This is a genomic window from Streptomyces glaucescens, assembly GCF_002154375.1.
Lineage (GTDB): Bacteria > Actinomycetota > Actinomycetes > Streptomycetales > Streptomycetaceae > Streptomyces > Streptomyces glaucescens.
Genome location: NZ_MUND01000293.1, coordinates 1 through 12,222 on the forward strand (window position 1 = coordinate 1; position 12,222 = coordinate 12,222).

Sequence of the window (12,222 nt, forward strand, 5' to 3'; positions counted from 1 at the left end):
GCCGGCCGGCGCGTCGCCCTCGTCGGCTACCCCCGCGGCAGTCCGGCCGGGCTCATCGCCACCGCCCAGGTGACCGGCCGCGGCGGCGCCTGCCCCGACTGGGTCCAGCTGGACGGCCTGCGCACCACCGGGGCCCCGGTCGAACGGGGGTTCAGCGGGGCGGCCGTGTGGGATCCGGCCGACCGGCGGGTCATCGGCCTCGTCACCGCCGCGCTCACCGACCGCGCGGCCAAGGTCGCCTGGATGCTGCCGGTCGAGGCGGCGGCGCAGCTGTGGCCGCCCCTGGCCCGGGCCGTCCGCCCGCCGTCCGCCGCGCCGTGCGCACCTCCCTCGACGGAGGACCAGTACCAACTCGCCGACGCCCTGCTCGACGTGCCGCAGATCGGCCACGACAGCGGCCGGCTGCTGCGGGCCCAGCTGCCCGCCCCGATCCGGCGCGGCGCGCCCGACCACCCCTGGCCCCGGCAGCAGTTGCAGGGTCTGGTGCAGGCCTGCGTGGACCGGCCCGGCGGCTGCGCGGCGCTGCGCGCCGCGGTACTGGCCCTCGGCGGCGAGACACGGTCCGTCCTGGACGCCGTCGCCGTCCTGGACCGCATCTGCTGCGCGGCGCACCCGGCGGACCCCGCCGCCACGGGGAGCGCGGATGACTGACACACGGGAGCGCGTCGACGACGCGCCGCGGGAACTGCCGCGCTATCTGGTGGACGTGGCCGACGACGTCTGCGCGCTGCTGGACCCCCTCGCCTTCGGGCACATGGTCCGCCGATTCGGCCCGCGTTCCCGGGCCGCCGTCGACAGCACCGTGCCGATGTCGCGCCGTGCGCTCCTCGTGCAGTTGATGGAGGAGATGTGCCACCGGCCGGACGGACTCGCCCCGCTGGTACGCCACCTGGAGGTCCGCGAGGGCAACACGACGGCGATCCAGCGGCTGAAGGTGGCCGTCGCCGCCTGGGAGGTGGAACTGTTCGACGCCGAGGAGTGGAACGAGGTGTTCACCCTGCTCGAGGACGTCCGCGTGCCCGACCTGCGCCGCTGGTACGCCCAGTTCCTCGGCGGCCGCGGGCGCCCCGGTCCGCCGGCCCACTGCACCGAACCCTGGTCCGTCTTCCTGCACGCCGCGACGCTCAACGCGCGCCCCGGAGAGAGCCTGCCCTGCTTCCAGCTGCTGCGGCAGCTGGTCCTGGCCGGCGACGGCCGGAACTTCGCCCTCGCCGACTGGGCGGACGCGCACGACACCCTCCCCGCGCCCCGGGACCCCGAGGAGGAGCGGCACGGCCAGGCCCCGGCCCCCCACCCCGGGGACGTCTGGAACCCCACGAGCTACCTGGTCCTGCGCCTGCGGCCGCTGCTCGACTCCGACAGCCGTACCGAGGTCCTGCTCTCCCACTGGTGGCGGACGCATCCGGGACAGCAGCAGCGGGGCGCGGACCGGCGCATGCCCCTGGAGCACGCGGAACGGGCCGTGCGTCAACTCATCCATCGAGCGGAGAGCGACTGGGCATATCTGAAGACGGACATCGCGATCGAGTTCGTCCTTCCGCGTGCTCTGCTGGACCTGCGCGTGGAACGATGGCGCAAGGCCGCTTTTCAAGGAGTGGGTGGGGTGTTGGGGGAGGATCATCACGTCGTCCTGCGCAGCCTGGACCGGCACGACCGGCGCGACCTGCACGGCCGCTGGGGGAGCCGATGGCGCGCGTTCACCGAGGGAAAGGCCGGGCGGGTCCACTGGTTCCCCGAGGACGGCCGGGCCCACCTGCTGTCCGAGCCGCCACCGGCGGTCGTCGTGCTCAGCGAGGCGCCGGGCAGCGCCTGGCGGGACGGCACGGCGCGGCGGCGCACCGACGAACTGGGGGAAGCGCTGCGGGCGGGCGTGCCGATCGTCCTCTGGGACCGCAGGGGCCATGCGGACCCCGCCTTCCGCGCGGAACTGCGCAGCCTGCTGGAGCGCCACGACGCACGTGGACTGCCCGGTGTGGTCAGGGCGTTGCGCATCGCCGCCGCCGACCGCGATGCTGAGGCGAACGCCGTCGTCGGCCCGCACGTGGCGCTGTTGTGGGACGACCCGGACCGTATGCCCGTCGCTTCCCCGGGCAGCGGCCACGAGACCGCCCGCACGGTCGTGGAGGAGGGCCAGTGACGCCACCTGACGACACGTCCGTACCCCACCCCGACGCCGCCCCGCCCGCCCTCGACGGCGAGCGGCCGCGCTGGTGGATCTACCGGGGCACCGGCGAGCCGCTGCCCGACACCACCCTGGGAGAACTCCTCCCACCGCCCCCGCCGTGGCGGGCGTTCCACGGCGGGCCCGTGACCGCGCCTCCGCCCGCCGACGAGGCGGAGACCGCCCGCCGGCTGGGCGGCCACCGGCCCGCCGGATACGCCCCCGCCTACGCGCGCCGGGAGGCGGACCTGGTCAACGCGGCCCTGCTGCTGCGCCGCCCGCTCCTCGTCAGCGGCCGCCCCGGGACCGGCAAGTCCAGCCTCGCCTACCGGATCAGCCGCGAGTTACGGCTCGGCCGGGTGCTGCGCTGGCACATCACGAGCCGGACCACGCTCCAGCGCGGGCTGTACGAGTACGACGCGATCGGCCGTGTCCAGGACACCGCCGCACTGCGCGCCGCGGCCGGCGACACCCCGGCGGAACACGGTCCCACGGCACCGCCCGACATCGGGGACTACATCCAGCTCGGCCCGCTCGGCACCGCCCTGCTGCCGTACGAGGAACCGCGCGTCCTGCTGATCGACGAACTGGACAAGAGCGATCTCGACCTCGCCAACGACCTGCTCAGCGTGTTCGAGGACGGCACGTTCACCATCCCGGAGCTGCGGCGCGCCCGGCGGCGCAACCCGGTGGTCACGGTGCAGACGGACGACCCGGAGGGCGAGGCCGAGATCACCGCGGGCGTGGTCAGGTGCCGTGCCTTCCCGCTGGTCGTGATGACGTCCAACAGCGAACGCGAGTTCCCGCCCGCGTTCCTGCGGCGCTGTCTGCTGCTGCAGATGCCGGAACCCGGCGACGACGACCTGGCCGGGATGGTGGCCGCGCACTTCGGGGAGGAGGTCGCGCAGGAGTGGGGCGGCACGCTCATCGCCAACTTCCTCAAGCGCAGCCGGGAACGCGGCGGGCTCAGCATCGACCAGCTCCTCAACGCCTTCCACCTGGCCGCGACGCGCACCGGCGGCGACGAGGAAGGGCTGCAGAACCTCACCGAGGCCATCTGGCACCGGCTGGACGGCACGGCTCCGGCGGTGAGGCCGGAATGAGCGACCCCGCGGAACCGCCGCCGGCCGGGCTCTCCTGGGACGAACTGAGGGACGCCGTCTACCTGGCCGCCTGCCAGGACGCCGCGGCCCCCTACCGGGACTGGACCCCCCGGCGCCCGGGCGGCGGTCCGGCCCGTGCCCGCCCGGGCGGTGGCCGGACCGAGGCGCCCCCGAGGCCGCGGGACCGGCGGCACGAGGACACCACGCCCGTCGGCGACACCACCGGCGGCCCGGGCCGGGAGGCACCGGGCGGCTCCCGGCCGGAGCCGAAGGCCCCGCCGCCGGTGACCGCGGACGAGTCCGCGCAGGGCGACGGCGAGCCGAGCCACGGTCCGGCCGCCGAGGCGGCCGCAGGCCCCGGAGCGGCGGCCTTCGGAACATCCGGAACCGACACGTCGGCGTTCGGGACGCCCCCCGGGCCGGACGCGGCGGCCGTCACCTCCTCGCCGCTGTCCCGCGGAGGACTGGCTCTCGCCCGCGCGTTGCGCCCGCTGCGCCTGCGCCGGCCGGAACCGGGCGCGCAGGAGCTCGACGAGGAGGCCACGGCCGACCGGATCGCCGCCGACGACCTGTGGCTCCCGGTCTGCCGCCAGCCGGACGAGCGGCGGCTCAGCCTCACCCTGCTGGTCGACACCCACCCTTCGATGGAGCTGTGGGCCGACACGGTCCGTGCCCTGCGCGGCCTGCTGGAGCAGACGGCGGCGTTCCGGCGCATCACGGTCGCCCCCCTCGACGTCGCCACCGCCGGCTCCCTGGTGCGGCGGCAGCGGCGCCGGGTCCCCACAGCGGGCGCCGGGCGGGACGACCTGGTGCTGGTGGTGACCGACGGGTTCGCGCAGTCCTGGCGCAACGGCAACGCGGCCGCTTTCCTGAGCGCGAGCGCCGGAACCCGCCCCACCGCCGTGCTCAGCCTCATGCCGCAGGAGGTCTGGGAGTTCACCCTGCCGAGCGCCGTCCGGGCGCGACTGGACGCCTCGCACCCCGCCCTGCCGAACCGGCGGCTGAGCGTGCTGAGCACCGACAGCCCCGGCATGGCCCTGGACTCCCTGCCGCCGAGACATCTCGACGAGGCCGTGCCGGTGCCGGTGCTGGAACTGACGCCGGGCTCCCTCGGACGCTGGGCGCGTCTGGTGGCCGCGCAGGGCCGGCAGCACGACACGGCCGTCCTGCTCACCGGCCCGCGCGGCGACCTGGGTGCGTCCCGGCAGCTCCCGCCCCTGCCGGAGAGCCCGCCCCCGCGGGCGCGGGACGCGGTCCGGCAGTTCCTGGCCCGGGCGTCGCCGAACGCCGTGGCCCTGGCCCGCCGCCTCGCCGCCGCGCCGCTCAATCTGCCGGTGATGCGGCTGATCCAGAAGTCCCTGCCCGGCGCCGAGGCGTGGAACCTCGCCGAGATCGCGCTGTTCGGGCTGTTGCGCCGCACCGACCGGCGGATCGACGCCGAGGACGACCGGCTGGTCTCCTTCGACTTCGACGAAGGGGTCAGGGAAGAGCTGCTCGGTCTCGGCACCCGGGCCGAGACCCTGACCGTGCTGCGCCAGGTCGCCGCCCATCTGGGCCCTCGGCTGGCCGCCGGGGTGGCGGGCGGGGAGCGCGTGGTCGAGTGGCGTCTGAACGCCCCGGATCCCCCGGTCACCGCCGCCACCCTGCCCTTCGTGCGCCCCCTCCAGTCGGCGCTGTCCGCGCTGTCCGGCCCCTACTCGGCGCGGGCCGGACGGCTGCGGAGGCTCCTCCACGAAGCGGACGCCCCGCCCCCACCGGATGAGGTGACAGAGGGTGATGCGTCCACTACGGTTGGCGACCGTCCGCACTCGCCGCCTCCTGCCCCGCACGGACAGGAGACAGACCCGTCGCAGGAAGCCCCAGGAGGTTCCGTGTCCACCGCGTCGCAGCCCGTCCCGACCGTCACTCGTACGGATGTGCCGCCGCGCCTGTGGGGCAACGTGCCACAGCGGAACCGGAACTTCACCGGGCGCGAGGAACTCCTCGAACAGCTCAACCGGAGACTGACCGAGGGGACGACCGCGGTCCTCCCCGAAGCCCTGCACGGCATGGGCGGGGTCGGGAAGTCCCAGATCGCGATCGAACACGTGTACAGGCACAGTCGCGACTACCGGCTGATCTGGTGGATTCCAGCCGAACAGACCAACCTGATCGTGCAGTCCCTGATCGAACTCGGGGAACAGATGAACCTGCGGGCGGGCGCCGACCGAAGCGCCGTGACCGCCGTCCTGGAGGCCTTGAGGGTCGGCGAACCCTACTCGAATTGGCTCCTGGTCTTCGACAACGCGGAGAACCCTCAGGAGGTGAGGCAGTTCTTCCCCAACGACGGGCCGGGGCGAGTGCTGGTCACCTCCCGTAACGCTCAGTGGTCGAGCCTGGCCAATTCCCTAGAGGTCGATGTGTTTGCACGTGAGGAAAGCGTCGCGCTCATCAAACGACGCAGTCCGGACATTCCCGAGGACGCGGCCGACCGGCTCGCGGACTCCCTCGGAGATCTGCCGCTGGCCGTCGAGCAGGCCGCGGTGTGGCTCGCGGAGACCGGCATGCCGGTCCACCAGTACCTCGATCTCTTCGAGACGAAGTACGCCGAACTCCTGCGGGTGGACCCGCCCGCCGACTACGACCTGCCGGTGGCCGCCGCCTGGAACCTCTCCCTGGACCGGCTGCGCGAGGACCACCCCGCCGCCCTCCAGCTGCTCCAGGTCTGCGCGTTCTTCGCCCCCGAGCCGATCGACTGGGACTTCTTCTCCGCCGTCCGCGGCGTCACCGCCCCGCCCGCCCTGCGCGAGGCGCTGGACGATCCCATCAAACTGGCGCGCGCGGTCCGCGAGATCGGCCGCTACGCCCTCGCCCGCATCGACCACCGCAAGTCGACCATCCAGGTGCACCGCCTGGTGCAGCGCGTGCTCATCGAGCAGATGAACAGCCGCGAACGCGCCGAGATGCGGCACTGCGCGCACGAGATCCTGGCCCACGCGGACCCCCGCAACCCCCAGCGCTCCACGATGTGGCCGCGCTACTCGGCGCTGCTGCCGCACGTGCGCGCCTCCGGCATGGTCGAGTGCCAGGAGGGCTGGGTCCGCGAACTCGTCCTCAACGAGGCGCGGTTCCTGCTCGCCCGCAGCGACTACGAACCCGCGCTGGAGGCCGCGGAGGACGCCGCGGTGCGCTGGCGGGCCCTCCTCGGCGACGACCACGAGCACGTGCTCTCCATCGACCAGGTGCGGGCGGAGACCCTGCGCTGGCTCGGGCGCTACACCGAGGCGTACGAGGTCCAGTCCGAGCTGGTCGAGCGGTACCGGAGGGTCCTCGGCGAGCGGCACGAGGCCACCCAGCGCGCCCTCAGCGTCCTGGCGATCGTGCTCCGCGCCCGCGGCGACTTCTACCGCGCCCGGGAACTGGACCAGCAGGCGTACGAGACGACGCTGCGGGAGCAGGGGCCCGACGACCCCAGCACCCTCCAGGCGGCGCACAACTACGCGGTGAGCCTCCGGCTGGCGGGGGACGTCACACAGGCCCGGCAACTGGACGAGGACACCTACCAGCGCCGGGTCGAGGTCATCGGCGACGACCACCTCCTCACCCTGAGCACCCTGCACCAGCTCTACATCGACCTCCAGGAGCTGGGCCGGTTCCGCGAGGCGCTGGAAGGCCAGGAGGCGCTGCGGGAGCGCGCGGTGCAGATGCTCGGCGAGGAGCACTCGCTGACCGTGTGGATCACCCGGGAACTCTCCGTCACCCGGCGCAAGACCAGCGACCACACCGGCGCCCTGGAACTGTCCCGCAGAGTGCTGGAACTGCTGCGGCGCAAACAGGGCGAGAAGTCCCTCGACACCGTCCGGGCGGCGCTGAACCACGCGACCGACCTGCGGCAGACCGGCGACCTGGCCGGTGCCGCCGCGCTCGGCCGGCAGACCATGACGTACATCCGGGAGATCCTAGGCCCCGAGCACCCGCACACCTACGCGACCGTCACCAACCTGGCCGTGACGTCGCGGCTGCTCGGGCACATCGAGGAGTCGCGCGCGCTCGACGAGGAGTCGGTGACCGGACTCAGCCGGGTGCTGAGCGAACGCCATCCGCGCACCCTGCTCGCCCGGACCAACCTGGCCAGCGACCACTTCGCCCTGGGCGAGGTGAGCCAGGCCCATGACATCGACGCCGAGGTGCTGCGGCAGAGCGTCGAGGCTCGCGGCGAGGAACACCCCTCGACGCTCGCGGTCCGGCTGAATCTGTCGTACGACCTCAAAGGCCTCGGACGGACGCTGGAGGCCAAGGAGCACTACGAGAGGGCGCTCGCCTCATTCCGCCGGGTGCTCGGGCCCGACCACCAGGCCACCCGGGACGCCGCCAACGGCATCCGGGCCAACTGCGACATCGACGCGTTGAGCATCTGAGCCGGGGGGCCGCGCGCCCGCACCGAGCCAGCCGGCCAGGTGCTCGGCGCCGGGCGGCGGCGCCCCCAGCCGCAACAGTGCCTCGTACAGCGCCAGCACCAGTTCCGGGCGCTCCATCAGCAGCCCCGCGGCGTCGGACCGGCAGGCCAGGCCGATGCCGGTCCACGCGTCGGGGGACGGCGGCTGACGGCGGAACCGGCGCAGCGCCGCGTCCGTCTCGCCCGCCACCAGCAGGGCGTCCGCGAGGGTCGCGCCCCTGACGCCCAGCGGATGGCTGCGCCCCTGGGCCAGCTCCCGGCGGACGGCCGCGAAGGCCTCCCGGTCGGTGCACCACAGACGGGCCAGCCAGGTCCGGGCCGCCTGGTGGTCGGCGGGCCGCGGGGCACCGCTCCCGTTCGGCCGCATCCGGGCCGGCGGCAGCTGCGCGGGAGCCGGCCGGCCCGCCAGCAGCCGCCGGGCCAGGGCCAGCGCGTCATCGTCGTCGACCACCAGATGAGCCACCCGCCACGCGGCCCGCTCGTCGCCGTAGGCCAGTCCGGCCAGCTCCCCGGGCGACATGGTTCCGCCCCGCGGCTCGTCCCCGGCGGCCGGGGCGGGGGAGTGCTGCCTCGCGCACCCGGGGTCCCCGTGGACCGACGCGGCGAGCCCCTCCACCACCAGGCCGCCGGCCGGGGTCAGCCCGCCGGCGTTGCGCAGCGCGGCCAGGGCGGGTCGGACCTGGTGGCGGTGGAGCGCGTACTCGAACTCCGCGCGGTCCCTCTCGACGGCGCGCCGGGCCCGCCAGAAGGACATGACCCCGGCGAAGGCATGCGTGCCGAAGAGCAGTCCTCGCAGCGGCCGGGGATCCGCCCGCCACGGGGCGAAGTAGGTCGGCTCCGGTCCCTCCTGGACGGGGAGCAGCAGCGGCACCAGGGCGGCCAGGGAACCGAGCAGACTGTGCCGGGCCTCGTGGATCAGCACGGCCGCCATCGCCGCCGCGTCCAGCGGCAGGGACATGGTGACGGCACCGGGCGCGTCGGGATCGGTGGCGCTGACCACCCGCAGCGGACTGGGCCCCTCGACCGGCACGATCGTGCGGACGGTGCCCGAGACGAGCCGGTGCGCGTCCGGCTGCTCCCGCCGCAGCAGGGCGTCGCTCTCGGCCAGTAGCTCGTGCCAGCGCTCCAGGTCCCGGGGGGCGAGGGCGGCCGGCTCGCGCAGGGAGCGGAAGTCGCGGAACGGGCTGAGATGGTCGAGGGCGACCGCGCCCGTGCCGTACGGTCCGCCGATGCCCCCGGGGCGCGGCAGCGGATGCCAGCCGTCCGAGACCCGCGCCGGGTCGTCCGGCAGCCGCACCGAGCCGCAGTCGCCGAAGACCACCGTGCCGTTCGGCCCGTGGTCCAGCGTCACCACCGCCCACACGCCGCGGCCCACCGAGTCGGTCACCCCCAGCGAGGGCAGCCACACCCGCCCGTGGTGGGCCGGGACCCGGATCGTGGTGCGCACCCCCGCCCGTACGGCCGCGGCACCCGCCAGCACGGCGAACACGGAGGCCGCCGCCCAGCCCGGGATCTGCGTGCCGACCGCGGCGGCACCGTGGCGGAGCTTGCGCAGCATCGGGAACGCCCACAGGCCGACGGCCGGGTCGGCCAGCACGGCTTCGACGGCCGCCGGGTCGGCGCGCTGGACCGTGGCCAGCAGCTCCCACGCGGCGGCGGGCCGAAGGGGCCGGGCGGCGGCCGGTCCGGGGACCTCGTCCGCGCGGCCGACGTGGGCGAGGATCGCCGCGAGGGCGAGCAGCAGACGGCTGCGCTGCGACGAGCGCAGCAGTGCGAGGTCGGCGTCGCCCAGCTGTCCCGTGGCCACCGCCGTGACCGTGCTCAGCGGCAGCCGGAACCGCTCAGGGCCGGTCAACTCTCACGCGGCGTACCACCGGGCGCCCAGGGTGCCGTGCCGCACAGCGCGGCCATCTGGCCCTCGCACAGGGGCGTGGGGGAGGCCGTGAGCCCGTCGAGGAGGCCGGTCACGGCCGAGGGCAGGAGAGCGACCTCTCCCAGCCGGGCCAGGGGTACGTCCGACAGGTCGATGAGGTCCGACTGCAGTGTCTTCGCTGATGTCCCGATGTCCGCCATGCCCCCATGGTGACGGAAGCCACAGCCTCCGGGAAGACCGTCAAAAGACAGACGACCAAGGGGTGTTGGCGCACATGCTCCGCTCACCGGCGGATACCGGCGCACGCCCGAGCGTCGGGAAGTCTTCTTTCAGCCCGCTCTCCGTATGAAATTCTTCTTTCCGCGCCTTGACAGCGTGCCGGGCTCCCCGGAGGATCGTCCCCCGTGAACCTGTCAGACAGCCAGACAGCCGTTCCTGTCCCACGACGGGTCGGCGCCATGGAAGCGGTGCTCGGCCACCTGCGCGGTGCCATCGAGCGCGGCGAGTACGCCATCGGCGACAAGCTGCCCTCCGAGGCCGAGCTGTGCCGCACCCTGGAGGTCTCCCGGCCCGTGCTGCGCGAGGCGCTGCGGGCGCTGCAGGCGCTCGGGCTGACCGTGGCCAAGACCGGCAAGGGCACCTTCGTGGTGGCCGACAGCGTCGAGGACCCCACCTTCGGCGACTACGCGGCCAGCGATCTGCTGGAGGTGCGCCGGCACGTCGAGATCCCGGTCGCCGGGTACGCGGCGCTGCGCCGCACCCCCGAGAACCTCGACCACCTGGCCCATCTCCTCGACCGCATGGAGCGGGAGCGCGACACCACCGCGTGGGTGGCGATGGACACCCTCTTCCATCTGGCCGTGGCCGAGGCCGCCCAGAACCCGGTGTTCCGCCGGGTGATCGAGGAGATCCGGGACGCCCTCGCCCGCCAGTCCGCGTTCCTGAACGAGCTGGGCGGCCGGCGCGAGCAGTCCAACCGCGAGCACCGGGCGATCGTCGAGGCGCTGATCGACGGTTCCGAGCACGACGCGGTGGAGGCGATGTCGCACCACCTCGACCGCGTGGAGACCACCCTCACCGACATCGTGCGCCCCGCGCGCACGGACACCCCCACGGAAGGCGGACCCGAGGCGTGAGCGAGCAGTCCCTGCACAACGATGTGCGGACCGGCGTGCAGAAACGTTCCGGCCATGTCGATGCCGGAGACGAGGGCTACAGCAAGTCCCTCAAGTCCCGGCACGTCAACATGATCGCCATCGGCGGAGCCATCGGCACCGGCCTCTTCCTCGGCGCCGGCGGCCGCCTCGCCGACGCGGGCCCCTCCCTCTTCATCGCCTACGCCGTCTGCGGCGTCTTCGCCTTCCTCGTCGTGCGCGCCCTCGGCGAACTCGTGCTCTACCGCCCCTCCTCCGGTGCCTTCGTCTCCTACGCCCGCGAGTTCATGGGCGAGAAGGGCGCGTACACCGCGGGCTGGATGTACTTCCTCAACTGGGCGACCACCGGCATCGCCGACATCACGGCCGTCGCCACCTACACCCACTACTGGGGCATGTTCTCCGACATCCCCCAGTGGGTGCTCGCACTCGTCGCGCTCGCCGTCGTGCTCACCGTGAACCTCATCTCGGTGAAGATCTTCGGCGAACTGGAGTTCTGGTTCGCCATCGTCAAGGTCGGCGCGCTCGTCGTCTTCCTCTGCATCGGCATCTTCCTGCTGGTCACCCAGCACCCCGTCGACGGCCACACCCCCGGACCGTCGCTGATCACCGACAACGGCGGCGTCTTCCCCAACGGCCTGCTGCCCATGCTGCTGATCATCCAGGGCGTCGTCTTCGCCTACGCCTCCGTCGAACTGGTCGGCGTCGCCGCCGGCGAGACCGAGAACCCGGAGAGGATCATGCCGAAGGCGATCAACTCGATCATGTGGCGCGTGGGCCTGTTCTACGTCGGCTCGGTCGTCCTTCTCTCCATGCTGCTGCCCTGGTCGTCGTACCAGGCGGGGGAGAGCCCCTTCGTCACCGTGCTCTCCAACATCGGGATCCCCGCCGCCGGCGGCATCATGAACCTCGTCGTGCTCACCGCGGCGATGTCCTCCCTCAACTCCGGCCTGTACTCCACCGGCCGCATCCTGCGCTCCATGGCCGTGCACGGCTCCGCCCCGAAGTTCACCGGCGCCATGAGCCGCAGCCAGGTCCCCTACGGCGGCATCCTCCTCACCAGCGGCATCTGCGTCCTCGGCGTAGGCCTCAACTTCGTCGTGCCGGCCGAGGCCTTCGAGATCGTCCTGAACTTCGCCGCACTCGGCATCCTCGCCACCTGGGGCATGATCATGGTCTGCCATCTGCTGTTCTGGCGGAAGACCCGGCGGGGCGAGCTGGACCGCCCCGGCTACCGGCTGCCGGGCTCCCCCTGGACCGAGATCGTGACGCTGGCCTTCCTCGCCTCCGTCCTGGTCCTCATGTACGCCGACGGCGGCGCCGGACGCACCACCGTGCTGTGCCTGCCGCTGATCGTCGCCGCCCTGGTCGCCGGCTGGTACGCCATCCGCGGCCGCATCGGAAACCCGACCAAGGCCGACGTGTGAACCACGCCCCGGCCGACACCCACCCACCGAAGAACCAGGCAGTGATGTACAGCAGTTCCGTCGCGGACG

The 12,222-nt window shown here is 73.6% G+C and carries 8 protein-coding genes; 6 read left to right on the forward strand and 2 right to left on the reverse strand.

The window, feature by feature from the left end:
* From CCN42_RS19815 to fxsT, 4 genes are all read left to right on the forward strand, one after another.
* A partial coding sequence (locus CCN42_RS19815; protein WP_143661960.1) for an effector-associated domain 2-containing protein occupies positions 1–651 on the forward strand: 651 nt, incomplete at its 5' end.
* Positions 644–2,137: a VMAP-C domain-containing protein gene (locus CCN42_RS19820; protein ID WP_086737467.1), complete on the forward strand. Its 1,494-nt coding sequence runs from the start codon at positions 644–646 to the stop codon at positions 2,135–2,137. The genes CCN42_RS19815 and CCN42_RS19820, both read left to right, overlap by 8 nt.
* Positions 2,134–3,264, forward strand: coding sequence for an AAA family ATPase (locus tag CCN42_RS19825; protein ID WP_086737469.1), 1,131 nt, complete (start codon positions 2,134–2,136; stop codon positions 3,262–3,264). Before CCN42_RS19820 ends, CCN42_RS19825 begins: the two co-directional genes overlap by 4 nt.
* Positions 3,261–7,661, forward strand: coding sequence for an FxSxx-COOH system tetratricopeptide repeat protein (gene fxsT / locus CCN42_RS19830; RefSeq protein WP_086737471.1), 4,401 nt, complete (start codon positions 3,261–3,263; stop codon positions 7,659–7,661). The genes CCN42_RS19825 and fxsT overlap by 4 nt, the downstream gene beginning before the upstream one ends.
* On the opposite strand, the gene CCN42_RS19835 is transcribed toward fxsT, so the two are convergent.
* Together CCN42_RS19835 and CCN42_RS19840 are read right to left on the reverse strand one after the other, a co-directional pair.
* Complete coding sequence (locus CCN42_RS19835; protein WP_158102108.1) at positions 7,566–9,506, reverse strand: aKG-HExxH-type peptide beta-hydroxylase; 1,941 nt, start codon at positions 9,504–9,506, stop codon at positions 7,566–7,568. The genes fxsT and CCN42_RS19835 overlap by 96 nt on opposite strands.
* 44 nt (positions 9,507–9,550) lie before the next feature.
* Positions 9,551–9,772, reverse strand: coding sequence for a hypothetical protein (locus CCN42_RS19840; RefSeq protein ID WP_086737475.1), 222 nt, complete (start codon positions 9,770–9,772; stop codon positions 9,551–9,553).
* A 258-nt stretch (positions 9,773–10,030) separates the two neighbouring features.
* On the opposite strand from CCN42_RS19840, the gene CCN42_RS19845 reads away from it, so the two are divergent.
* Positions 10,031–10,708: a FadR/GntR family transcriptional regulator gene (locus CCN42_RS19845; protein ID WP_086172074.1), complete on the forward strand. Its 678-nt coding sequence runs from the start codon at positions 10,031–10,033 to the stop codon at positions 10,706–10,708.
* Positions 10,705–12,153, forward strand: a complete 1,449-nt coding sequence (locus CCN42_RS19850; protein ID WP_086737477.1) for an amino acid permease — start codon at positions 10,705–10,707, stop codon at positions 12,151–12,153. Before CCN42_RS19845 ends, CCN42_RS19850 begins: the two co-directional genes overlap by 4 nt.
* The last annotated feature ends 69 nt before the right edge of the window (positions 12,154–12,222 follow it).

Excerpts from the sequence above, each read along its gene's own strand:
- CCN42_RS19820 (WP_086737467.1), top strand. The coding sequence starts at position 644 with ATGACTGACACACGGGAGCGCGTCGACGACGCGCCGCGGGAACTGCCG.
- fxsT (WP_086737471.1), top strand. The coding sequence starts at position 3,261 with ATGAGCGACCCCGCGGAACCGCCGCCGGCCGGGCTCTCCTGGGACGAA.
- CCN42_RS19840 (WP_086737475.1), bottom strand. The coding sequence starts at position 9,772 with ATGGCGGACATCGGGACATCAGCGAAGACACTGCAGTCGGACCTCATC.
- CCN42_RS19845 (WP_086172074.1), top strand. The coding sequence starts at position 10,031 with ATGGAAGCGGTGCTCGGCCACCTGCGCGGTGCCATCGAGCGCGGCGAG.